This window comes from Anabaena sp. CCY 9402-a (assembly GCF_963920945.1).
Taxonomy (GTDB): domain Bacteria; phylum Cyanobacteriota; class Cyanobacteriia; order Cyanobacteriales; family Nostocaceae; genus Trichormus; species Trichormus minutissimus.
Map to the genome: position 1 here is coordinate 1 of NZ_CAWUDL010000047.1, position 23127 is coordinate 23127.

The following is a 23127-nucleotide window of genomic DNA, read 5'->3' on the forward strand; positions in this document are numbered from 1 at the left end:
ACCACTCACTTTTTTTATTCTTAATACTGCTTAATCCTTAACCGAGAAGTATTGAGTTCCAAACAATCAAAAGTTCCGTGACGTTCTTCAATACTAAGTTCCACATCTCGAAAAATTCGCCCTTGCTGCACTCCAGCCGCAGTCTCTACCTTAGCTTCGCCACCTGGAGTTAAACCTAATTGATTAATAATGCTACTGGGTAGGCAAAGTAAAGTTGCACCCGTATCAACTAAAACATCATCGAGTGTTACAGACCGAATCTCCTCATGAGAAATAAAGCCGCGCTGGGCTAAAACTTGATCAACTCGATTCGTCACAGTAAAGGTAACTATAACTTGTCCCATTTGCTTACCCTGAAGATTTGGCATTACCAGCTTACTCATATCAGCCAACTCCTGAGAATCTCTTATTTATGGCACATTATCTAAGACTCAATTTTCTGTATCTAGTTCTGCAATAAAAGCTTTTGGTGAGATTATAGAGATATTTTGATAAGGATTAAGTACCAACAAATCTGCATCGCCTGTAATAATCAAATTAGCATTTCCAGCAATTGCTAGTGATAGAAATTTATCATCTTTTGGATCTCGACAAACTTTTACTGATGTTATAATCTCAACCATATCAGCAAGACTTATTAAGTAAGCAATAAACCTTTGTCTATCTTCAGCACTCACATAAGGATCAAACTTTTTCCGAGCAAGAACCTTTGTTAGTTCTGCTAGTGTTTCCGAAGAAATAAGAATGCAATGGTCATCAAAAGCCTTACGGATAGCTTGAGCAGTTATAGAGTTTGGAGTTAATAGCCGACTAACAAAACAATTAGTATCAATAACGATTCTTAGCTCATTCATCACTGTGAAGAATTTCGTTGAGCTTTGCTTCCGTCATTCCTCTCAGTTCAGCCGTCTTACCAACTTGATCACAAAATTGCTGAAACTCTTCTTTTAACAATCCCTTAAGTTTGTGATATTCCGCCACAGAAAGCACGACGACTAAATCTTCATCATGACCCTGAATTGTTACTGGCTCTTTCTGAGCTTGATCTAAAAATTCTGCAAAATTTTGCTTTGCTTCCGTAGCAGAAAGGTAAATCATCATAGACCTCCTTTTCCCAGATCCTAACTTAAATGAGTTCTCTAAAACAAAAACGCAGAGGCACTCAAAAAACTCTCTGCGCGACGGACACTTTGCTCAAGTCGGGAGACCCGTCCACGCAAGTGTCCTCCTCTGCGTCTCTGCGTGAAATTATTCCGTTACCCTTACACCATCTCAGAAGAAGCTTGCGCCATCGGCTGAGGCTGAGGCTGGAACATGAACAGCGAGTAAACCACATCGCGGCGGATGTTGACCATCATATCCAAGAACAACTCATAACCCTCACTCTTATACTCAATAAGCGGGTCTTTCTGTCCATAACCGCGCAATCCTACTGACTCACGTAAAGCATCCATTTGCTGTAAGTGTTCCCGCCACAGGGTATCAATACGCTGCAAGATAAAGAACCGTTCAGCTTGGCGCATCAATCCTGGCTGAATTTGGTCAATTTGCGCTTCCTTGAGGTCGTAGGCGATTCTCACCTGTTCATGGAGGAAAGCTTTAATCTCGCTTACTCCCATGTCTTCTAATTGACTCGCCTGCATATCAGCCAGCAAATAGACAAACTCCTTGACTTTCTCCACCAACTTTTCCAATTCCCACTCTTCTGAGGGCAAATCAGGGTTGATGTAATAGTCCACGATGTCATCCATCGTTTTTTCGGCGTACTTAATCACCTGTTCCTTCAAGTCTTGACCTTCCAACACGCGGCGGCGTTCGGCGTAGATGGCGCGGCGTTGGTTGTTCATTACCTCGTCATACTCAAACACCTGTTTACGGATGTCGTAGTAGTAGGTTTCGACTTTCTTTTGTGCGCCTTCTAAACTGCGGGTAAGCATACCAGATTCAATGGGCATATCATCTTCAACGTTGAAGGCTTCCATTAAACCGGCAACGCGATCGCCACCAAAAATCCGCAATAAGTTATCTTCTAAACTGAGGAAGAATCTTGTCGAACCGGGGTCGCCTTGTCGTCCGGCGCGTCCCCGTAACTGGTTATCAATCCGTCGTGATTCGTGGCGTTCTGTACCAATTACGTGCAGACCACCCCGTTCTACAACTTCGTTATGTTCCCGTTCGGTAAAATCTTCGTATTCCTGCTTCACCCGTTTGTAAGCATCCCGCAATTTCTGAATTACAGGGTCATCGGTGGGGGCTTTTTCGGCGGCTACAGCTACTTTATCTTCTGCTTCTAGTTCTGGTAAAGAGCGATCGCCATATTCCCGCACCGCCACATCTACGGCTTCTTTTAATAGCTGTTCTGCTTCTTTAGAAAGTTGGGTGGGGAAAATCTCCGGGGAAGCTTTCCAAGTTTTGACTTTTTTGCCAGGAGTGAAGCCTTGACCGCCACCGTGTCCACCTGGTAGTCCCGTAGCCCTTTGTACGCCAAACACGTCTTCATCATCTGGTCTGACGATGCGTGGCATGAAGTATTCTCGCAGTTTCAGCCGCGCCATATACTCGGAGTTACCACCGAGAATAATATCCGTACCCCGTCCCGCCATATTCGTAGCGATAGTTACAGCACCCCTGCGTCCTGCCTGGGCGACAATCTCTGCTTCCCGTTCGACGTTTTCTGGTCGCGCATTCAGCAATTCGTGGGGAATGCCTTGGGCTTTGAGTAATTGGCTGAGATATTCTGATTTTTCTACACTAGTAGTTCCCACGAGAACAGGTCTACCTAGTTCGTGCATTTCGGCACATTCGCTAGCGATCGCTCGCCATTTACCGGTCTCTTTTTTAAATACCAAATCAGACCAATCTTCCCGTTTTCTGATTCTGTTGGTAGGAATGACCGCGACTTCTAATTTGTAAATTTTTTCAAACTCGGCTTCTTCTGTCTTCGCCGTTCCTGTCATCCCACCCAATTTGGGATACAACAAGAACAGGTTTTGATAAGTAATTGTGGCTAGAGTTTGAGTTTCCGGCTGAATGTCTACGTGTTCTTTGGCTTCAATGGCTTGGTGCAAGCCATCACTCCAACGCCTTCCAGGTAGCACACGCCCTGTAAATTCATCGACAATTACCACTTCGCCATTACGGACGATGTAGTTCACATCCTTCAGGAACAGTTCTTTAGCTTTAATTGCATTAAATACAAAATGCGCCCAAGGATCTTCCGGGTCAAATAAATCTGTAACCCCTAACAAATCTTCTGCTTCTGCAAAACCTTCATCAGTTAACAGCACATTACGAGCTTTTTCGTCAACATCGTAATGCTCATCTTTTTGCAGAGTGACGGCAATTTCCGCAGCTTGGATGTATTTTTCTGTCGGTCTTTCTACCTGACCAGAAATAATTAATGGTGTCCGCGCCTCATCAACTAAGATTGAGTCTACTTCGTCAATTACACAATAATTAAAATTACGCTGTACCACATCAGCCATTGATGTAGCCATATTATCCCGCAGGTAGTCAAAGCCTACTTCACTGTTAGTAACATAAGTGATATCGCAATCATAATTTTTCTTGCGTTCACTGGGAGTCATGCTCGCCTGAATTAACCCTACACTCAAACCCAGAAAGCGATGCACCTGCCCCATCCATTCTGCGTCCCGACGAGCCAGGTAATCGTTAACCGTGATTACGTGTACACCTTTACCAGTGATCGCATTTAAATAACTCGGTAAGGTAGCCACTAGGGTTTTACCTTCACCAGTTTTCATTTCCGCAATTTGCCCAGTGTGTAGAATCACACCGCCTAACATCTGGACATCAAAATGCCGCAAACCTAAGACTCGCTTTCCTGCCTCTCTGACCACAGCAAAGGCTTCTGGCAGAATATCATCCAGGGTTTCGTCTTTGGCAAGCCTCTGTTTAAACTCTGCTGTTTTGCCTTTCAAATCCTCATCGGAAAGAGCTTGAATGTCTTCCTCCAAGAGATTAATTTCTGTAATGTAGGGTTGGTATTTTTTCAGCTTACGAGCGTTGGGGTCGCCCAACAAGAGTTTTAGCATGGCAGATTATGGAAATAAATTGAGGGGATGGGAATTAAAAGGTTTTGGCTATTGATTATAAGAATTTAACCCAACCCAGCCATTTTAAGTAATAGATGGGTATGAGATGAAAATTAACTCAAAAACAGCAAAAATTAGATTCAATCTATGTATTTAGATGATCCGTTTGATTTCCCAGTTTAAATTGGAAACTCTTTTAATAGTATCATTTCACCCTCAGATGAGGCAGATAACTCCGACTGATTAGGGAGTGGTGAGTGGTGAGTGATGAGTGGTGAGTGATGAGTAATGAGTGGTGAGTGATGAGTGGTGAGTAGGCGATACTCATTCTGCCCTGTCACCTGTACCTACTCTGAACTCAGGCGACGAAAATTGTACTCCTTCGCACTGGGATGACAACTGACACAACTACTGATTTGCACAGGGCGTGGTAAATCAACTTGGGGATGTAAAGCTTTAAAATAGCGAGAATTGTTCACGCGATAGGGTGTTGCTTCGTCTTTTAGCTGAGAGCGTGAGAAGGTAGAAAGATATCTCCAAACTAGAGTACGACTTGGATCTAATAGAGGGTTAAGGGTTGCACCATAATGCTGTGAGTCTTCTAGGAGGTTTTTCCAGGTTTGGGTGGGTAAAACCGCAGGTGGCAAAGCAATGTGACAACTAGCGCAATTTTCCAGATATAATTCCTGTCCTAGTTGGTATCTTGCGGGAACTACATCAACTGTGCCAATTTTTGATACAGGGGTGGCACTTTGGACGCTAGTGGCTAAGGCTAACAGCCAACCCATCACCAAACTCCAAGCCAAAATGGTGAAGATTAATCCTAACGGACGGCGTTTGAGTTGGCGGGTACGGGATTTACGTTTAACCTGATTTGACATTCCTCACATTCCCAGATACTTAGATTTATCCCTTGTAGCTAATGATAAGGGACTTCCAGATAAAAAAATATCCAAACTGTAGGGTGCGTCAGTGAGATAGAACCTAACTATACTCAGAAATTATTCATACTGACGCACCCTACCCAACATTTTGTAGGAGATCGTAACACGCTAGGAATAGGTGACAGGTGACAGGTGACAGGTGACAGGGGAAGAAAGATTTTTATGAATCTATAGACTAATGGCAGAGTTAGCCATTTTGATTAAAGACTCACGTTTACCAGCTTTCAACCCAAGAACATATTGCACACCCTTTTGTCGCCAAGTTAGGGTAGCATCTGAGCAATTTGCACCACAACGAAAATCTACAAAATAGCCAGTAATACCCTTGGCTAAAATGACACGTTTACCAGTGAGGCGGGGTGTTTTGCGGGTGACGGCTTCAGCAGAAATTACACCCAAACGGCAAGCTGTTCCACCTGTGCAGTCAGGAGTAAAACCCAGGAGAATTTCATATTTTTTGGGTGTAGCAGTTTCTAGAATGGCGTAAATTGGGTTTGTGCCGTCAGTTTCAGGAATATATTTTGGTAATAAGATTTGAATTTGGCTCTTTTGCTTTAATTTAGGCAAAATAGACTTAAAAACTGGGTGCGACTGAGAATTAGCTGGTTTAAATTGCTGTTGTGCTAATATTTGCTTTTGATTGTTAGTATTAGCTATAGCTGACTGATGAAAGCTGCTAGCACTAAGTAATAAAATTACTGCACATACATTACCAAGATTTTTTAAGTTCAAAATCATTTTGCAAGGCCTATTTTCAATGGAATACTTAACTTGTATTTCCCATTTTTTGGCTGAAATTACGGATGAGTGAAACAATACGCTAGATAAGCGGGGAGAAACAGCCTAGCTTTTGTGGGGTGGTATTCTTAAACTAAAAATTTAGAATATCGATTGATTCTATTATTTCCAACTCTAAAATTCTGTCTTTTGTATCTTTGAGTGCTGCTAAATTCCCTTCTTGACGATAGATATTTGCTGCTTTTTGAAAATCTGTAATTGCCGCTTGTAGATTTTTCATGCCAGCATAAATATTACCTCGGTTATAATACGCATCGGCATAATTAGCATTAATTTGTATTGCCTGGGTGTAATCTGCGATCGCACCTTCTTCATCGCCTACATCACAACGCACGTTACCCCGGTTATAATAGACATCGGCAAGATGGGGATTAATCTGTATTGCTTGAGTATAATCTGCGATCGCGCCTTGATAATCTCCAATATCTGCACGAGCATTACCACGATTCTTGTAAGCATTGGCATCATTAGGGTTAAGCTGTATTGCTTGGTTAAATCCCGGCTGATTGCCGACAATATAACGAGCAATATCACGATTTTTATTTATATCCCCATACTGAGGATTAATTTTAATTGCCTGATTATAATCTTCAATTGCTCCTTGATTATCTCCTAAACAAGAGCGTGCTTCTGCACGGTTTTTATAAGCGATAGCACCATGAGGATTAATTCTAATTGACTGGGTATAATCATCAATTGCTGCTTCATATGCTCCCAATTGAGATAAAGCCAAACCGCGTTTATGGTAAGCTTTAGCATCATCTATATTGATATTTATGACTTGAGAATAATCTGCGATCGCTCTTTTATAATCTCCTAATTGATCATAAGCTAAACCCCGTTTGTAATATAATTCTGTATTTTGCAAATTCAGCTTTAAAGCTTGGGTATAGTGACTAATAGATGCTGAATACTCCCCTTTACTAAAACATTCATCACCCAATTGTTTATAGTCTAGGTTTAAATCTGTTTCTCTGGATACAATGGAATTGTTAATATCTGCTTGTTTTATCTTTAGCTGAGAGATGGATTCTGGTTTATTATCATGTTTGTACAATAGAGTTTTTTTGTTTACAATATGATTATTGCTAGCAGCTTGTAACTGTTCTAAATAACAATATAAGCCACCAGCATACAATAATTGATCTATCCCGAAAGATATGCTACCAGTTTTCAATTTAATCATCCGCGTGGGGAGAAATCCAGCTAATAACAAGTGATATTCTGATTGTGCTTCATGCACCACTTCTTGAATCAAAATGCAGACTACCACTGCATTTTTTTCAACTTCTTCAGAACTAACTGACCATCTCACTCTATCAATACTCCCGTGACGAGATTTTACCTCAATACCAAGAGATGGATCAGCAGTGAGAGTAAAATCTATCTTCCCATCACCACCAAATCGCTTTTCATAATCTACTTCTGTAATAAAATCAGCTAAACGTTCTTTAACAACTTCCTCACCCAATTTTCCTTTGAGGTAGCTAATAAAAACATCCCGGACTGGCGAAACTCGTTTATATTTTTCCGCCATTTGCCAGCAGAAATTACGTAAGGCTTTTAATCTTTCACCGGCAATAATTGTCAATTCACTATATTGACCTTCATTTTCACAATGAAGTAAACAACCAGATGATAACCTTTTAATAAAATCAGACTGTAGCGATCGCAGTAGAGTAATCCAGTCCATGTAAAGTTCTGCGAATTTCTTGCTGAAATTATTTTAATGATATATCGAGTTAAAGTAAACCTGATATTCCATTTAGTTTACTGATTTGTATGTTTTGACCGATGTACAGAGGAGTTACACAAGTACGTATATACCAATATTATTCCCTCTTTCATATGTTTATCACAGATTTTTGCTAGTGGATTAAAAGATACAAGTATCTTAATTAATTCCATTCTCAAGCATGAATCACTGCTAAGAAACTCAATTGCTTAAAGAAAAAGGGTGTCTAAAATCTTATGATTTTTACCCATGACAGAGAAAATAAAAAATATATAACTCTGTTAATATCAAGATTTTATAGCTTAATAATGTTCTTAATAGTGAATGATTCAAAATCGCAGAAACTGTGCGTGTTGATACAAAAAAAATCTAATAGCTGTTATATGCTTTCAAAACCCTTTACTTTTACCCTAATAGCGGAAATACCGCTAAAAAAGCACCAGGATGTTGAGGAATTTCCCCTAAATTAGTTTGATTGGATCTGAGTTAACAGCAACAATTGTGCTATTAGGTAAGTGATTTCCTGCATTCTGGTGATTTACTTATTGGTATAATTATAAAGAAATAGATCCCTCCAAGTCGTTAAAATCACTGAGTTGTGATGTTATGCTACGATGCGGAACGCCAACGCCTCTGATTAAAGAAGCTTTTGCAGTTTATATAAAGAAACAAATAAAAATATCGCCAGTCACATTAAGATTAGTTTGCTGGGATATTCAGCGCAATGCCAATTTATTTAATTTTATTACCCTGTGCTTACTTCCGTGTTGTCAACTATCAATGCACTCAAGCAACCAACGAGTGATGCTTGGGTAGAACAAGCGGTTTCTAATTTAGACATCATTTTGCTTGATCATTCCCACTGTGAACGCAAAGCGGCAGGGGTAGCGTTAAACTTTATGTTTCGCTATCCTTCTAACACTAAAATGGTGAGAGAATTAACTGCGATCGCCCGTGAAGAACTCGAACATTTTGACTTGGTGAATCAGTGGCTAGAAAAGCGAAATATACCTCTAGCACCTTTACCTCCACCTCCCTATGGTGTGGGGTTGAAAGCGGCTGTGCGTCCTCAAGAACCAGAACGGTTTTTAGATTCCTTACTCGTGACTGGCTTAATTGAAGCGCGTAGTCACGAACGCTTAGGATTATTAGCTACACACTGTCCTGATTTAGAATTAGCTAAGTTTTATAAAAGTTTAATGGCATCAGAAGCGCGACACTTCGGTATTTATTGGGTTTTAGCTGATACTTATTTTGACCGAGAAATTGTCACCGAACGACTAGATGAATTATCAATAGTTGAAAGCGAGTTACTTGCAAATTTACATCCAGAACCTAGAATTCATAGTTAATAGAATCACACGTTATTTATGTTCCTACAGTTAACACATATCAGGTTACTTGTATCCAACTACAGAGACTGTTTTTTGTTCTACCGCGATGCGCTGGGATTTGTTATTGATTGGGGTGATGAAAATAGCGGTTACGCTGAGTTGCATACCGGGGACGGTGTCAAGCTGGCTTTGTTTAGAAAAGAGTTAATGGCGGAAGCAATTCCTAGTGCTTATCAACCTTCAGCAATGGAGTGTCAAAATAAAATGGCTTTGGTATTTGCAGTGGATAATGTAGATGAGTTATATTATCATCTCAAAGAAAAGAATGCCATCATTGTGACGCAACCAATGGATCGTCCTGAATGGGGATTAAGAACAGCCCATTTTCGCGATCCTGATGGTAATTTGATTGAAATATTCAGCAATATGAGCAGCTTGAATTAGGGTTTTGCTGGATGGGGAATTGAGGGTGTAAATTTAAATTAGATTTTTGCTACTTGTTTAATTGTTTCCCGAATTGTCTTCCCTACTGTTTGTTCAGCTAATTTCAATTCATAGTTTTTCTGAAGATTTAGCCAAAATTCTCCACCAGTACCAAAATATTGTCCTAATCGCAAAGCTGTATCAGCTGTTATCCCTCTTCTACCATTGATAATTTCGGTAATTCTGTTTTTAGGAACATGGAGAACACGAGCTAAATCACTCGCAGTCATGCTGAGTTCAATAATTTCATCAGCAAGAATTTCTCCAGGGTGGATAGGTGAACGTGCCATTTAAATCTCCTTCAGTGATAATCTGTTATTTCTATGTTGAAGGGCTTAGGAAAATCATCAGGCCAGTTAAAACAAATTCTCCATTGCTCATTAATTCGGATAATGTACTGACCTTTTCTATCGCCTCCTAATGACTCGAAACGATTACTTGGTAATTGCATCAGAGCTTCTTTGTGAGGGGCTGCTTCTAAAATGTCAAGTCTTTTTTGAGCCTGTCTTTCAAAAGATTGAAACTCTTTAACTCTTTCTCCTGAAGCAAATTTCTCCGTTCTTTTATCCTTGTATTTAGTGTATTCGTCTGACGGAGACATACTTGGATAGCAATAAAACAGCAGTATATGTTATGGGTTACGTAACGTGTAACTCTCAAAAATATCCTAGCATAAGAAATTGAAACGATGAGCTATGCCCCACAGTAGGTGATGCCCGATCGTCGGAGACCATCGCATTTGTCAGGAAATCCCAGATCCACAACTCGACTCCCTGACTCGCATATAGGGACATAAATTCATGCTTTGCGAGTGTTACCTGAGTTAGAATCAGCTAGAGAAGCTATACGCTGGGTAAATTCGGGAATAAATCCAGAAGACTTTTCCGTACAAACTTGACCCACAAATGGTAATGAACAGCCACTACAAAGACTTCTTAATTCGTAACTGGCAAAAAAGCGATCGCACTAAAGCTGCCGCCGTCATCAGTTACGTATTATCAGAATACGGTTTGGGTTGGGAACCTAAAGCTGCTGACCGCGATGTCCTGGAAGTGGAAGAATGTTACTTAGCCACAGGCGGCGAGTTTTGGGTAATTGAACACCAAAGCCAAATAGTCGGTACGGGGGCATACTATCCCACCCATCGGGCGGAAAAGTCCGTTGAAATCAGGAAAATGTATCTTTTACCCAGTGTTAGGGGTTTAGGATTAGGGAAATATTTGTTACAACAGTTAGAAGCAGCGATCGCCAACCGTGGTTTTGAGCAAATTTGGATTGAAACCGCCAGTGTGTTGGTAGAAGCAGTCAAGTTGTATGAACACAATGGCTATCAGCCAGCGACAGGTGTAGAAACTTCACGCTGCGATCGCGTTTATGTGAAATATCTCGATAGGCGACAGGTGACAGGCGACAGGTGATAGTGAAGGAGATGCTAGTGCGTTGCTGTGCTAGTAGGAGGCTGTAAAATAGACCTCTTGCATAAATGCTGAAGCTGTCATGTTGAGCGAAGCGAAACACCTCAAAGATTCTACATTTCATTCAGAATGGCACATCTTATTTTCGGACTTTTGCAAGAGGTCTAATAATGCTCAAAGGTTTTCTTGATTTATTTCTGCAATCTAACTGTCCTTTGTGTCAACGTTCTACATCTGGTGTGTTTTGTGAAAACTGCACCAGACAGTTACAAAAATGTCATCATCAACAGCCGCAAGCTTTGTGGAAACAGCCAATACCTGTATTTAGTTGGGGGATGTATGGTGGGGTGATCAAACGTGCGATCGCTGTGATGAAATATGATCATCAACCCCAAATTGCTCGTCCTTTGGGACAATGGCTAGGGGAAACTTGGTTATTACATTCTCTTCATCAAGAGCAACAAATTGTAGTCGTACCAATTCCCATGCACGCCAGTAAGCAAAAACAACGGGGTTACAATCAAGCGGCCTTAATTGCCCAAAGCTTTTGTCAAACAACTGGATTAAAATTGAACCTAAATGGTTTGATAAGAGTGCGCGAGACTGAAGCGCAGTTTGGTTTATCGGGAGATGATAGAGAAAAAAACTTGGCTGAAGCTTTTGCTATTGGGTCAGATTTTCTCAAGTTCCACCCCAAAACGTCAGTATTGTTAGTGGATGACATTTACACGACTGGCGCGACTGCGAAGTCTGCTGTGCAAACACTGTGTCAATCTGGAATCAAAGTCTTAGGGTTAGCCGCAGTTGCTACTGCTGTCAAAGACAAATATATCAAAAATTAATGGGCAAGCTATCTCTGAGAAATCTATAATTAACCAAATTACCCTGTTATTTTGGGAACATCGCCTACTATGCTCAGTCGAGATATTATTAAAAATTTCAGTAGAATCATCATATTTCCCGCAACATTATTTGTACTTGGTATCACTACAACAGCAACTTTGGCTCAAAACAATAAGTTGTACAGTCCAATTATGTTGACTGATTTTAAAGAAATTAGTGATACGCTCTCAGAAAAAGATATTCCCACCGGCCAGGGTGGATTTGCTCGTGATTATGCAGTGAAGTTGAATAAGGGTGATAACTTAGCAGTTGATTTAACTTCTGAAAGTTTTGATAGTATCATTACACTACTAGCACCTGATGGTTCGACGTTAGCAGAAAATGATGATGGGCCTGATGGTACTAGTAATTCTCTACTGTTTACCCGCATTAACGAAACAGGGACTTTTATTATTCGTGTCCGCTCTTTTGGGGAAACTGGAGTTGGGGCTTTTAAATTAAAAGTGACGAAATTACAACCTATGAAGTAGAGTAATGAGTGCTGAGTGCTGAGTGCTGAGTGCTGAGTGCTGAGTAATTAAGTAGAAACACAAAATTGCGTTTTCTTTACGCATAACACGTCTCTACCTAATTACGAATTACGAATTACGAATTACGAATTAAATCGTAGTTAGGACACAAAGAAATAAAGCTTCAGTCCACTCTACGACTGCGCCGTAGGTATCGCCTGTATGTCCGCCTAATTTGTGGTTGAACCAAGCAGCTGTAAAAGTGGCGATCGCACTCCCAGCGATCGCCATGACTACTGGTATAACTAATCTGTGTCCATCTAGCAGCCAAACTAAGCCACTAACAGCTAACATTAACAACAGTCCCGGTAGTAAATCTTGATAGGAACGGATAGCTTGTTTGTGTAATGCACCTTTACCAGTAGGTTTTAAGTAGGGATAGCGGAGAATTGCTAGCTGTTGTCCCCAGCGTCCCCAGCCACAAGCAGCCATCAACATCAGCCAACGGTTGTCTGTGATATCTACCAAGGCAGTAGTTTTTAATAATATTAAGGCGATCGCTACCATTGCACCAAATGCACCTGTAGCACTATCCGCCATTACTTCTAATCGTCGTTCTGGATTACCCACAGCCAAACCATCAGCCGTATCCATCGCCCCATCTAAATGTAGTCCGCCAGTTATACCCATCCAAACGGCTACTATTAAAGCACTACGAGTCAGCAATGGCATACCCAAATAATTCACTCCTACATCAAGTAATCCTAAAATTCCGCCAATCACTAATCCCACAAAAGGCGCAAAATATGCTACTTCGTGAAACTCTAAATCCTTGATGTAAGGCAAGGGAATAGTAGTATAAAATATCACACTTGCCAATAATTTAAATAGTATTTTTTTACACCACTGGAATAGTTTGAGCATATTTATATTGGTATAAGAGGATGTTTAAAAAGTATTGGGCGAATATTCGCTACACAAACTAAGTCCGAATGGTGCGCGGACTAATGAAAAATCAAGGGTTTTGAACCCACCTAGGTGGGTTTTGTTTGTGTAGCTGTGACTTCCAGTCTTCCAGTCGCCAGGTTACAAAATTACATTCTCTCTAATACTTGAATCCCCAACAAAGATAAGCCTAATTTCAAGGTTCTAGCTGTCAAATCACATAGAACCAAACGGGATGTCCGCAGTGGTTCTTCTGCGCTCAATACCTGGACTCCTTGATTGCGGTCATAAAACACATTAAACTTTTTACTCAGTTCGTAGAGATATTCACATAACCGATTAGGTTGCAAATCTTGCTCTACAGTGCTAACCACTTCACCTAGTTGCAATAAGAATTTAGCCAGTGCAAATTCTGTTTCATGCTGCAATATGACTTTGGCATTATCTCCCAACTCGGCAAAGTTAATCTCACCCTTGCGGCTAATCCCTTGAATCCGGGCATAAGCATACAACATATAGGGTGCAGTATTACCTTTGAGATCCAGCATTTTATCGTAGCTGAAAATGTAGTTACTAGTACGGTTTTGGCTCAAGTCAGCGTATTTCACCGCACTGATACCAACTATCTCAGCAACGTTGTTAATAAATTCGTCCGTTTCTTCCCGTTGTTCTTCTTTTAATCTAGCTTCCAAGTCTCTATGAGAGCGAGAAATTGCTTCATCTAACAAATCCCGCAACCTGACAGTATCGCCAGAACGGGTTTTAAATTTCTTCCCATCTTCACCTAATACCAAACCGAAAGGTACATGAACCAGTTCGACATCATCAGGAATCCATCCAGCTTTACGCGCTACTTGAAAGAATTGGGCAAAGTGGTTGGCTTGTCCAGCATCGGTGACATAAATTATCCGTTTGGCTTCATCTTGTTGAATCCGGTAACATAGTGCAGCTAAATCTGTTGTGGCGTAGTTATAACCACCATCAGATTTCTGCACAATCAAGGGTAAAGGTTCACCTTCTCTATTAGTAAAGCCATCCAAGAAAACACATTTTGCACCTTGATTTTCTACTAATAAACCAGATTTCTCTAATTCTTCTACAATTGTTGGTAGTAAGGGGTTGTAAAAAGATTCGCCGCGTTCAGTTACTTTGACATTTAGCAAGTCATAAATTATTTGAAACTCTTGGCGTGATTGTTCACATAATAATTTCCAAGCATGGAGAGTATCTTCTGCACCTGCTTGTAATCTGACAACTTCCTGGCGTGCTGTTTCTTGGAAGACTTCATCTGCATCAAACCTTTGTTTAGCTTTGCGGTAAAAACTGACTAAATCACCTATATTTAGCGCATTTGCAGTGGTTAAGGCTTCTGGGTAGACTTCCCGCAGGTAAGTAATTAACATTCCAAATTGCGTACCCCAATCACCGACATGATTTAACCGCAATACATCATGTCCGCGAAATTCGAGAATACGAGCGATGGAATCACCGATGATGGTAGAACGCAAGTGTCCGACGTGCATTTCTTTAGCTATATTCGGACTGGAAAAATCGACGATTTCCCGTTGTGGGTGTTTAGCTGTGGGAACGCCTAGTCTGGTATCTGCATGAATAGCGTGAAGTTGGGCTTCTAGGTAGGCGGTTTTGAGTTTGAGATTGATAAAACCAGGCCCCGCAATTTCTGGAGTTTCACAGATTGCACAGACATCTAATTTTTCTACAATAGCAGAGGCGATCGCTCTTGGTTGCTGTCCTAATTTCTTACTCAGCGACAACGCAACGTTGGCTTGATAATCACCAAATTTAGGATTGCTAGCAGCAACTAAAATCGGATCTACTCCAGCGTACTCATCCCCAAAAGCAGCGACCAAAGCCTGCTCAAGTTTTACTTTTAGTTGTTCTTGTGTAGCATTCATAATATAAATTTTATCTGTTTGAGGGGGCTATAGGCTGCTTGTTGATTGGAGATTCTCCAAGGCTTGATTATTTCATTCTATTGACATACTCCCCCGTTTAGAAAACGGGGGATTCCAAGAATCGCTTCTTGGGTTTCCTCTTTCCCCGACTCAGCTTACTAACTGACTTTTCACGTTATGTGGAAAAGCTAACGTGAAACCTAAACCCCTAACCCCCTTCCCTACTAGAGAAGGGGGAGTATGTAGAGACATGGTATGCAACGTCTCTACCCTACAGTTGTAGGGGAGAGGTACTCTAGCGAGTTCGCTCTTCTCTACGAGAGGCTGCGCCAAAGCGTTCTCGTATAGTAGCCGCTCCGCGTCTTTGGAAAGGGTTTTTCCACCAGATCCCGTGAAAAGTCAGGGCTTACTAGGAGGGATTTCTCCACCCAAGCAGAGGTCGATATCTCCAGAGGCGTAACTATTATAGGACTTACGCACTGGTTGTGAACCAATGAGCATTGGTGATGAGTTGAATTTGAGCAAGATTAAATTTTTTAATTAGTATTTGTCATACGTTTAAATACTAAATCAGATATTTTGGGGAAAATTTTCCAGTCGTAGGCATAAGCACGATCCTCAGCAAAGACAACTAGAATATAAGTAGCTCCATCTCTTGTGGCTATATATGCAGCTTCTTGACGAGATGCAGAAGTCCAGCCTGCTTTACCACCAAAGTAAACATCTGTGGGTAAAGACTCACTGAAATATCCCCTGACTGGGTTAAACACATTAGGATCTTGCTGTTCTCTTTTCTCAATTCTTGTCTCAGCATCTATTGATAGCCAGTTAGCCATTTTTTCACTGTAAAGTGGGGATATAGCCTGAGAACTGTAAATTTCATACAAAATCCTAGCTGCTTGCTGTGTTGTAATTTTATTTCTAATTGGGTCTTTTGGGTCGCCTCGCATTCTCAGATCAGCACCTTGGGGTTCATAGATTTTTTTATCAGTTATAGGATAAGTTTTCTGATTAATATTAATTTTGTTATAGCCAGCTTTTTGAAAGAAAATGTTTAACTGATTGCGTTTTTTTAGCCAATTTTGATAATTTTCTTCTTTTAAGTCTTTTGTGAATTCAGTTTGAGTAACTGCATCTATAACTGTACTAGCAGCATTATTATCAGACTTTTTAACCATTGCATCTATATATGGCGTAAATGCTATCTCATCAGCCCTACCATTTTGAATTTGACCATATAAATACACCATCCAGAACATTTTAATTACACTGGCGGGAAACCTCGGCTTTTCTTGTTGATATTGTGCATATTCACCAGTTTTTACATCAATTAATGTAATTGATAATGGCTTTTTTGGTAGTCCTTGAGAAACAGCTAGATTAACAGCAGCATCAACTGTAGATTGCAGAGTTTTACTTTTGCGAAAGTTGGGAGGAGTTTGAACGTTATATACTAATTCTGATAATTCTGAATTTACTAATGCTTTTGGAGGCAAAATAACAGGATTAGATTTATTTTGAGGAATAGGTGTTAAATTTGGCGCAGGTGGAAATGATGTTGTTGATTTGGGTGAAGTTGCAGCTTTATCTGTAGTTTGTTTAGATGGATTGGAACTGGGTCGGCGCATTAATGCAGAACCTATAAAGGTAATGAATACGACAACAACAGCTACTATGGCGGTAAACTGCAATTGAGACAATTTACCAGATTTTTTTTGATAAGGTAACACTCTTTTTTTTACCTGATATCGAGTTTTTATTTTTCCTTGTGGATAAGCTGATTTATCTGAAGGTGCAGAGGAAATATGTGTCTTTGGAGATTTTTGTGATAATTGTTCTTCTAGTTGATTGATATATTCTTGCTGTTGGTTAATTACTTGATAAGCATGAGTTAAGTCTGCTTGCAGTTCAGTAATTATTTGATTGCGTTGTTTGATGTGAGGGTTTTCAGGCACAAGCTCAACCTTCTTACAAGATAATATTATTTATTCTTGAGGATTCTCTTCTGTTTTGTCTGGTATAAGGCTATAAATATTTATTACAGTTGCAGCGACAAAAAGTAGAAACGCTAACCAAAATCCCAATCCGTAACTAACTAATATCAAACCTTGTCCTTCTCTGACGATAGAATCATCAATTTTGGACTTGAGCATTAACAATAAAATGAAGCCAATTGCTCCAGAACCAGCTGGTGCGATCGCGGTATTATTGGCTTTCATAAAACTAGTTGCAAAGCCAATAATACTGGAAGCGATCGCCAGCATTGCTAAAGGCTCTCCTGGTATTTTTTGTTCTCTTTTTCCCACTCCTCCAAAGCTAGGTTGCTTAATACTTGTACCTGTGGCTAACTGAATACCAGTTAAAGTCATAACTTCTTGTTGCTGACAGGAAAGTTTCGTGAACGGCAAAAAAAAGCAAATCAAAGTCATGCCAAATAGTGCTGGTGAAATCTTTCTAGCTGTATTTTTCATTTATTTGCATCTAGTAATTGAAGGAGTATTAATTTCAGGGTACGGTAGCGTAGTCAGCTATTTTTAATTGCCCATTCTCTTTTTGTAAAGAGTAGCGTACTAGTACAGTTTCAAAAGCAGTATTTTTATCGGTTATTAATTTTCCATTTCGATACAATTTACGATCTTCAGTGATCACAACTTCGATGGTTGCTTGGTTGTCATTAGCAACAAATCTTCTAACAGAATCGATCCTCTGTACGCCATATCTATAATAAGAGTTATTATTTTCTAACCATTCCTGTGAACTGCCTGATCCAATATTCTTTCTATATGCTTCACCTGTTGTTAGTTCAGCCCCACGTTGGCGATCATAAGGTGGTGCAAATAAAACTCTCTTAGCCTCTTGCCAATTCTGAATTAAAGCTACGGCTTCTTGTTGGGTAATTGATGAATTGGGAGAGGAAAACTGCGGTTCTTCGACAGGTGGTCTTTGATTAATCGGTTCTTCTACAGGTGGATTGGGAGATTGTATCTGTTGCTGTTGCTGTTGCTGTTGCTGTTGCTGAGGAGTCGAGACAGATGTTGATGAAGCATTTGTTTCTACTGGTGTGGAACTGGTTTGCGTTTCCGATGGCCTAGTTATCCATAAACCGCCAATGACACAGGCCCCAATTACGCCGCCGATGATGACTGCTTTTTGCCAATCACCCATTCCTTTGCTAACTGGTGCTGGTGGCTGAGAATAAACAGGTGGTTGAGATGGAACTCCTGCGGGTGGTGCGGAGACTACTGTTTGCTGCTGCTGCACATATGCTGGGGGTGCAGAAACTAATGTAGGAGGCGAAACTGGTATGGTTGGGGCGATTGGTGTTACACCATGTTGTAAGGCTTGAAGCATTTCTTTAGCGGTGGAGTAGCGATCGCGTGAGTGAGAGGCGATCGCTTTATCTAAAAATGCTGCAAAACTGGGACTAATGCTTAAAGCATGGTGTCGCCAGATCAGCTCACCCGTCCCCGGATCAGCTTCTAATTGTTGCGGAATCTTACCAGTTAGCAAATAAATTGCTGTTAGCCCCAAACTATACAAATCACTAGCAAATACGGGGCGACCTGCTGATTGTTCACTGGGCATAAATCCAGGCGTACCAATCACTATCGACCGACTGGATTCACCAGAAACAGTCATTATTGTTCCCATTGTTTCTTTGACTGCACCAAAGTCAATCAACACGGGTTTACCATCAGCATGGCGAATCAAAATATTTTCTGGCTTAATATCTCTATGGACGATACGTTTACTGTGAACGTAATCCAGAACCGGCAGAATATTACTCAAAATTTCTCTGACTGAACTTTCACTTAAAAGTCCTTGTTGCAGCAACTTTTCCTGTAGTGTTTCGCCTTCTATATATTCTTGGACTAGAAAAAAGTCATCATCTTCTACAAAGTAGGCGTATAGTTTAGGAATCTGATTGAACCCATCGCCTAATTCTTCTAATATGGCAGCTTCTCGTTGAAACCGTTCTTGCACTAACTGATAAATCTGCGGGTTATTTTCTACAGGCTTGAGCTTTTTAATAACGCATCTCCGACCTGACGGCATTTGGGTATCTTCTGCTAAAAATGTTTCGCCAAATCCACCAGCCCCCAATACCCGAATCACCCGATAGCGATGATTTAATAATGTAGGTGTTTGCATAATTATTATATTTTAATAATTAAAAATTATTTTAGCATAATTGAATACATCTGCCTCCGAATATATACTTTTATAAATCAGAAAAATACTTTGTTAAAATTTGGTGCAAAAACATATATTTAACTGAAAATCAAGAAAATTATACAAAACGTTTATTCTATGAATACAAATAAAAATGGTGTCATTACGAACCCATATTTAAGCTTGGAAAAACAAGGAAACATATTACACTTTGAACTCAACCAGCAACAGCATATAATTGGGCGTGAACAATCAATGGCTGATCTAGTTGTCCCAGAAGATTGGCAAGTTGTGGGGCGATGTCAAGCCTTGTTATATAAAGATGGCAAAGATTACCGAATTTATGATGGGGATGGTCAAAAGCCTAGTACGAATGGACTGTATATTAATCGCATCCGCATCACTTCCGATTCTGGGCATTATCTAACACACGATACAGAAATCAGTATTGGTCAAGATCCCCAAAATATGGTTGTGCTGAAATACTATAATCCAGCCAATCCTGTAGTGAATCCTGCGCCGATTTCACAAGGAATTTCTCTCAAAAACAGGTCTGTTTTACTGGGACGCGATGGCGATTCTAGTTTACCTTTAGACGCGCCTACAGTTTCCCGTCGTCACGCCACCATTGATACTGATACTCAAGGACGCTACATTCTGCGTGATCACAGTACCAATGGGGTGTTTGTCAATGGACAACGAATTAACAGCAGTACCGTACTCTCCCCAGGTGCATTGATTCGTATTGGGCCATTTGCCCTGGTATTGCGTGGTGATGAATTACAATTTATCGATCAAGGTAATCAAATTCGTTTAGATGCTTGTGATTTGGTCATTCAAGATAAAGACAAGCGACGTTTGGATGATATATCTGTAGCCATTGAACCAGGACAGTTTGTGGCTTTGGTGGGTGGTAGCGGTGCGGGTAAGTCCACTTTGATGCGTACCCTGTTGGGAATTGAGCAAACAACTCAAGGTGTAGTTTACCTCAATGGTGAAAATCTGCGAAATAATTTCCACCTCTACCGCATCCATATTGGTTATGTCCCACAGGACGATATTATTCACCAAGAATTGACGGTGGAAGAAGTGCTGACTTACGCCGCTAAGTTACGACTACCACCAGATATTGATGTGGTAAATGTGGTAGAAAAGACCTTACAAGATGTAGAAATGTCCCACCGTCGTCAGGCGAAGGTGTCCCAACTGAGTGGGGGACAACGGAAACGGGTAAGTATCGGCGTGGAATTGTTAGCTGATCCGAAGTTGTTTTTTTTAGATGAACCGACTTCAGGACTTGATCCGGGGTTGGATAAGAAGATGATGCAGTTACTGCGGAAATTAGCTGATCAAGGGCGGACGGTGGTTTTAGTGACTCACGCTACAGCTAATATTAAACTATGCGAGCGCGTGGTCTTTCTCGGTCAAGGAGGAAGATTATGTTATTTCGGCCCTCCTGATGAATGTTTACAGTTTTTTGGTGTCAGAGATGATTTTGCGGATATTTATAATCAGCTAGAAAATCCCGAAAATGTCGTTGATCAGGCTACCAGATTTCACCAATCCGATGATTATCGGTTTTATATTGAAAATCACCTCAGTCCTGGAAATCAAACGCCACAGACACATCTAGTTAATTCACAGGGTTCTGGAACTTCCTTTTGGGGACAGTTCCAGATTCTAGCGCAACGTTACTTGCAGATTCAAAAGCGCGATCGCGTTAACCTTGGTTTAGCACTTTTAACTGCACCCATCGGAATTAGTTTAATGACTCTCGCCATCAGAGGTCAAGAACCCTTAGTATTAGGAGAACAATCCGATGCGACCCTTGCACCTTTAGCTTTGCGGGTGTTATTTATCTTTACTTGTGCAGCATTATGGGTAGGACTTTCTAGTTCATTACAAGAAATAGTGAAAGAGTCAGCAATTTATCTGCGGGAACGGTTAGTTAACTTAGGTTTATTGGCTTATCTCAGTTCTAAAGTAGCAATTCTTTCGGGTTTAGCACTTCTTCAAACTTTATTGATAGCAACAATAATTTTGATTTGTTTTAAATCACCACAGCCCGACTTAATCCCTTGGCAATTAGGATTAGTAATCACTACATTTCTGACACTTTTAACTAGTATTAGTCTAGGTTTACTAGTTTCATCCTTTGTAAAAAATATTAGTCAAGCTAATAGTGCTTTACCACTGCTATTGCTACCGCAAATTATTTTTTCTGGCGTTTTATTCAAAATAGAAGGTGCTGCTAGTATAGTTTCTTGGTTAATGCTCAGTCGTTGGTCAGTGGGAGCTTATGGTACTTTAGTTAATCTGAATGCCCTAGTTCCTGCACCAATCATCCTAGGTAATGGTAGTACAGTTCCCCAACCATTTGAACCTACATCTATCTATGAAGCCACATGGTCTAATTTAAGTGTAAATTGGGGTGTTTTGTGCTTACATACAATCATTTATTTGATGATGACATTTTACTTACAAAAGCGCAAAGATATTTTTTGATTACCTGTTCACTCCATCGCTCGGATTTGCTGATTAGCTTCATTTTGCGCTCGCAACATTGCCTGTTTTAATGTTTGCTGCCCTAATAAAGCACTGATAAACTGGTTATCAAAATTGTTGACAATGGTGGCTGGATGTTTACCAACTTGCAAGGGTGTAGCGTAATTAACACCAGCGACTAAAGGCGATCGCAACACATCTTGGTCATATCCCAACTTCTCGGCGACTGATTGGCGTGTTGGTAAAGCTAACCCTTTTCCTGTCCATTTCTGCATTCCCGCTTTACCTGTGAGATAAGAAATTAACTCCCAAGCTTCAGCTTTATGTTTTGATTGCTTGCTCATCACGTAGGCAACGGTATAAACCATTGTGCCTTTTTTATTATTAATAGTTGGTACTTCTGCGGTAGCAAATTCTAATTCGGGAAAGGTTTCTTGCAGGTAAGGAATTGACCAGTTACCTTCAATCACCATTGCAACCTTACCCTGACCAAACATTTCACTACCTGAGTTTGTCCCCACGTCAGATTTTTGGGCTGAGGAACGGTCTTGGCGATATTGGTCGATGACTAGCTGTAATCCCTGCAAAGCTTGCTGACTAGCAAATACAGCGTCACCGTTTGCGTCAATGACTTGTCCACCAAAGGCTTTAATTTTATACATCTGACGTGCTAATTCCGGCATTTCTCCAAAGCCGTATCTGTTGAGTTTACCCGTTAATTGCTTGGAGTAGGTGCGGAGTTCATCCCAAGTGGTTGGCGGAGTGTTCAACCCAGCCGCCGCGAATGCTTTTTTGTTATAAAACAGTGCCAAGGTGGAATAGTCTTTGGGAAGACCGTAAATATAGTTTTGATATTTAAAGCTGTTTAATAAAGTTGGTTCAAAGTCTGCAAGGTCAAATTTGGGTGTGATGTAATTATTCAAAGGTTCTAAGACATTCTGACTCATCAAAAAAGGAGCTTCCAGCGCATCTAGATAAAAAACATCAGGCGCGGCTTCCCCAACTAAGCGAGTTTTCATCACATCCATGTATTGGTCAGAAATTACCTCATATTTGACCTTGATTTGGGGATGTTCGGCTTCAAAGTCTTGCAGAACTTGTGTTAATAATTTTTGCTCTACAGGCGAACCTCCCCAGCCACTGAGTTTGATGGTGACATGGTTGGGTTTGGGTAGACTATGACAACTAATAATAGTAATGGCGATCGCTATTACTATTCCCCAAAACCGCCAAAAGCTTTTTTTCATCACAAAAATAGTGCTGAGTAGTTAGTCAATACGGTGCGGATAAGTGTGTGTATTGGAGGTTCGGTTTAGGCTTTGCGTAGGCGCAAAGTTCCGCAGGAAAGGCTGCACCTACGTTCCTCAACCTAACTTACACATTTTAATTTTTTTGTTAAATTTTCTAAATTTTTATCTACCTATTCCGAAGTTTTATTGAGAAATGCAAGGTAAAATATCGAGAATTATCAC

General features: G+C 40.5%; 21 protein-coding genes. 6 read left to right on the forward strand and 15 right to left on the reverse strand.

The features are described from left to right. Positions 1-20: 20 nt before the first annotated feature. From ACM0OR_RS17565 to ACM0OR_RS17595, 7 genes are all read right to left on the reverse strand, one after another. Positions 21-383 carry a retroviral-like aspartic protease family protein gene (locus ACM0OR_RS17565; protein WP_414577738.1) on the reverse strand — a complete coding sequence of 121 codons (363 nt, stop codon included), beginning with the start codon at positions 381-383 and terminating at the stop codon, positions 21-23. A gap of 48 nt (positions 384-431) precedes the next feature. Continuing rightward, complete coding sequence (locus ACM0OR_RS17570; RefSeq protein WP_414577739.1) at positions 432-854, reverse strand: putative toxin-antitoxin system toxin component, PIN family; 423 nt, start codon at positions 852-854, stop codon at positions 432-434. Continuing rightward, positions 847-1101 carry a type II toxin-antitoxin system Phd/YefM family antitoxin gene (locus ACM0OR_RS17575; RefSeq protein WP_414577740.1) on the reverse strand — a complete coding sequence of 85 codons (255 nt, stop codon included), beginning with the start codon at positions 1099-1101 and terminating at the stop codon, positions 847-849. The genes ACM0OR_RS17570 and ACM0OR_RS17575 overlap by 8 nt, the downstream gene beginning before the upstream one ends. A 161-nt stretch (positions 1102-1262) precedes the next feature. Then, positions 1263-4055, reverse strand: coding sequence for a preprotein translocase subunit SecA (secA, locus tag ACM0OR_RS17580; RefSeq protein ID WP_323266748.1), 2793 nt, complete (start codon positions 4053-4055; stop codon positions 1263-1265). Between the two features lie 347 nt (positions 4056-4402). Continuing rightward, complete coding sequence (locus ACM0OR_RS17585; protein ID WP_323266749.1) at positions 4403-4936, reverse strand: cytochrome C; 534 nt, start codon at positions 4934-4936, stop codon at positions 4403-4405. A 231-nt stretch (positions 4937-5167) separates the two neighbouring features. Continuing rightward, positions 5168-5737: a hypothetical protein gene (locus ACM0OR_RS17590; RefSeq protein WP_414577742.1), complete on the reverse strand. Its 570-nt coding sequence runs from the start codon at positions 5735-5737 to the stop codon at positions 5168-5170. 133 nt (positions 5738-5870) lie between these two features. Beyond that, positions 5871-7490 (reverse strand): tetratricopeptide repeat protein, encoded by a 1620-nt coding sequence (locus ACM0OR_RS17595; RefSeq protein ID WP_414577744.1) that lies wholly within the window; start codon positions 7488-7490, stop codon positions 5871-5873. Between the two features lie 794 nt (positions 7491-8284). Between ACM0OR_RS17595 and ACM0OR_RS17600 the strand changes: the two genes are divergently transcribed. Then, positions 8285-8884 (forward strand): tRNA-(ms[2]io[6]A)-hydroxylase, encoded by a 600-nt coding sequence (locus ACM0OR_RS17600; RefSeq protein ID WP_414577746.1) that lies wholly within the window; start codon positions 8285-8287, stop codon positions 8882-8884. Between the two features lie 18 nt (positions 8885-8902). After that, the gene (locus ACM0OR_RS17605) at positions 8903-9310 is read left to right on the forward strand and encodes a VOC family protein (RefSeq protein WP_323266753.1); all 408 of its coding nucleotides are present in this window, start codon (positions 8903-8905) and stop codon (positions 9308-9310) included. 38 nt (positions 9311-9348) lie between these two features. Here ACM0OR_RS17605 and ACM0OR_RS17610 read toward each other — a convergent pair whose 3' ends face one another. Together ACM0OR_RS17610 and ACM0OR_RS17615 are read right to left on the reverse strand one after the other, a co-directional pair. Further along, positions 9349-9639: a HigA family addiction module antitoxin gene (locus ACM0OR_RS17610; RefSeq protein ID WP_323266754.1), complete on the reverse strand. Its 291-nt coding sequence runs from the start codon at positions 9637-9639 to the stop codon at positions 9349-9351. A gap of 11 nt (positions 9640-9650) precedes the next feature. Next, on the reverse strand, positions 9651-9950 hold the full coding sequence (locus tag ACM0OR_RS17615; protein ID WP_323266755.1) for a type II toxin-antitoxin system RelE/ParE family toxin: 300 nt from the start codon (positions 9948-9950) through the stop codon (positions 9651-9653). Positions 9951-10260: 310 nt separating this feature from the next. Between ACM0OR_RS17615 and ACM0OR_RS17620 the strand changes: the two genes are divergently transcribed. The 3 genes from ACM0OR_RS17620 (at position 10261) to ACM0OR_RS17630 (ending at position 12137) form a co-directional block, all read left to right on the forward strand. Then, the gene (locus ACM0OR_RS17620) at positions 10261-10767 is read left to right on the forward strand and encodes a GNAT family N-acetyltransferase (protein WP_323266756.1); all 507 of its coding nucleotides are present in this window, start codon (positions 10261-10263) and stop codon (positions 10765-10767) included. 167 nt (positions 10768-10934) lie between these two features. Further along, complete coding sequence (locus ACM0OR_RS17625; RefSeq protein WP_414577747.1) at positions 10935-11606, forward strand: ComF family protein; 672 nt, start codon at positions 10935-10937, stop codon at positions 11604-11606. A 69-nt stretch (positions 11607-11675) separates the two neighbouring features. After that, positions 11676-12137 carry a PPC domain-containing protein gene (locus ACM0OR_RS17630; protein ID WP_190696609.1) on the forward strand — a complete coding sequence of 154 codons (462 nt, stop codon included), beginning with the start codon at positions 11676-11678 and terminating at the stop codon, positions 12135-12137. A 129-nt stretch (positions 12138-12266) separates the two neighbouring features. Here the strand turns inward: ACM0OR_RS17630 and cobS are convergent, their stop codons facing one another. From cobS to ACM0OR_RS17655, 5 genes are all read right to left on the reverse strand, one after another. Continuing rightward, the gene (gene cobS / locus ACM0OR_RS17635) at positions 12267-13040 is read right to left on the reverse strand and encodes an adenosylcobinamide-GDP ribazoletransferase (RefSeq protein WP_414577748.1); all 774 of its coding nucleotides are present in this window, start codon (positions 13038-13040) and stop codon (positions 12267-12269) included. A gap of 170 nt (positions 13041-13210) precedes the next feature. Then, on the reverse strand, positions 13211-14977 hold the full coding sequence (argS, locus tag ACM0OR_RS17640; protein ID WP_414577749.1) for an arginine--tRNA ligase: 1767 nt from the start codon (positions 14975-14977) through the stop codon (positions 13211-13213). Positions 14978-15513: 536 nt separating this feature from the next. Next, a complete protein-coding gene (locus ACM0OR_RS17645; protein WP_414577750.1) occupies positions 15514-16932 on the reverse strand; it encodes a serine hydrolase in 1419 nt (472 codons plus the stop codon). A gap of 30 nt (positions 16933-16962) precedes the next feature. Then, positions 16963-17448, reverse strand: coding sequence for a hypothetical protein (locus ACM0OR_RS17650; protein ID WP_323266761.1), 486 nt, complete (start codon positions 17446-17448; stop codon positions 16963-16965). Between the two features lie 34 nt (positions 17449-17482). Then, positions 17483-19129: a protein kinase domain-containing protein gene (locus tag ACM0OR_RS17655; RefSeq protein ID WP_414577751.1), complete on the reverse strand. Its 1647-nt coding sequence runs from the start codon at positions 19127-19129 to the stop codon at positions 17483-17485. A 159-nt stretch (positions 19130-19288) separates the two neighbouring features. On the opposite strand from ACM0OR_RS17655, the gene ACM0OR_RS17660 reads away from it, so the two are divergent. Continuing rightward, positions 19289-21655, forward strand: coding sequence for an ATP-binding cassette domain-containing protein (locus ACM0OR_RS17660; RefSeq protein ID WP_414577752.1), 2367 nt, complete (start codon positions 19289-19291; stop codon positions 21653-21655). Between the two features lie 8 nt (positions 21656-21663). On the opposite strand, the gene ACM0OR_RS17665 is transcribed toward ACM0OR_RS17660, so the two are convergent. Then, complete coding sequence (locus ACM0OR_RS17665; RefSeq protein ID WP_414577753.1) at positions 21664-22902, reverse strand: ABC transporter substrate-binding protein; 1239 nt, start codon at positions 22900-22902, stop codon at positions 21664-21666. Between the last annotated feature and the right edge of the window lie 225 nt (positions 22903-23127).

What these genes read in the sequence shown, in the direction of transcription:
- argS (WP_414577749.1), bottom strand. Translation starts at nt 14,977, where the DNA reads ATGAATGCTACACAAGAACAACTAAAAGTAAAACTTGAGCAGGCTTTG.
- ACM0OR_RS17625 (WP_414577747.1), top strand. Translation starts at nt 10,935, where the DNA reads ATGCTCAAAGGTTTTCTTGATTTATTTCTGCAATCTAACTGTCCTTTG.
- ACM0OR_RS17595 (WP_414577744.1), bottom strand. Translation starts at nt 7,490, where the DNA reads ATGGACTGGATTACTCTACTGCGATCGCTACAGTCTGATTTTATTAAA.
- ACM0OR_RS17620 (WP_323266756.1), top strand. Translation starts at nt 10,261, where the DNA reads ATGAACAGCCACTACAAAGACTTCTTAATTCGTAACTGGCAAAAAAGC.
- ACM0OR_RS17575 (WP_414577740.1), bottom strand. Translation starts at nt 1,101, where the DNA reads ATGATGATTTACCTTTCTGCTACGGAAGCAAAGCAAAATTTTGCAGAA.
- ACM0OR_RS17610 (WP_323266754.1), bottom strand. Translation starts at nt 9,639, where the DNA reads ATGGCACGTTCACCTATCCACCCTGGAGAAATTCTTGCTGATGAAATT.
- cobS (WP_414577748.1), bottom strand. Translation starts at nt 13,040, where the DNA reads ATGCTCAAACTATTCCAGTGGTGTAAAAAAATACTATTTAAATTATTG.
- ACM0OR_RS17630 (WP_190696609.1), top strand. Translation starts at nt 11,676, where the DNA reads ATGCTCAGTCGAGATATTATTAAAAATTTCAGTAGAATCATCATATTT.
- ACM0OR_RS17605 (WP_323266753.1), top strand. Translation starts at nt 8,903, where the DNA reads ATGTTCCTACAGTTAACACATATCAGGTTACTTGTATCCAACTACAGA.
- ACM0OR_RS17565 (WP_414577738.1), bottom strand. Translation starts at nt 383, where the DNA reads ATGAGTAAGCTGGTAATGCCAAATCTTCAGGGTAAGCAAATGGGACAA.
- ACM0OR_RS17660 (WP_414577752.1), top strand. Translation starts at nt 19,289, where the DNA reads ATGAATACAAATAAAAATGGTGTCATTACGAACCCATATTTAAGCTTG.
- ACM0OR_RS17650 (WP_323266761.1), bottom strand. Translation starts at nt 17,448, where the DNA reads ATGAAAAATACAGCTAGAAAGATTTCACCAGCACTATTTGGCATGACT.
- ACM0OR_RS17655 (WP_414577751.1), bottom strand. Translation starts at nt 19,129, where the DNA reads ATGCAAACACCTACATTATTAAATCATCGCTATCGGGTGATTCGGGTA.
- ACM0OR_RS17585 (WP_323266749.1), bottom strand. Translation starts at nt 4,936, where the DNA reads ATGTCAAATCAGGTTAAACGTAAATCCCGTACCCGCCAACTCAAACGC.
- secA (WP_323266748.1), bottom strand. Translation starts at nt 4,055, where the DNA reads ATGCTAAAACTCTTGTTGGGCGACCCCAACGCTCGTAAGCTGAAAAAA.
- ACM0OR_RS17665 (WP_414577753.1), bottom strand. Translation starts at nt 22,902, where the DNA reads ATGAAAAAAAGCTTTTGGCGGTTTTGGGGAATAGTAATAGCGATCGCC.
- ACM0OR_RS17570 (WP_414577739.1), bottom strand. Translation starts at nt 854, where the DNA reads ATGAATGAGCTAAGAATCGTTATTGATACTAATTGTTTTGTTAGTCGG.
- ACM0OR_RS17590 (WP_414577742.1), bottom strand. Translation starts at nt 5,737, where the DNA reads ATGATTTTGAACTTAAAAAATCTTGGTAATGTATGTGCAGTAATTTTA.
- ACM0OR_RS17615 (WP_323266755.1), bottom strand. Translation starts at nt 9,950, where the DNA reads ATGTCTCCGTCAGACGAATACACTAAATACAAGGATAAAAGAACGGAG.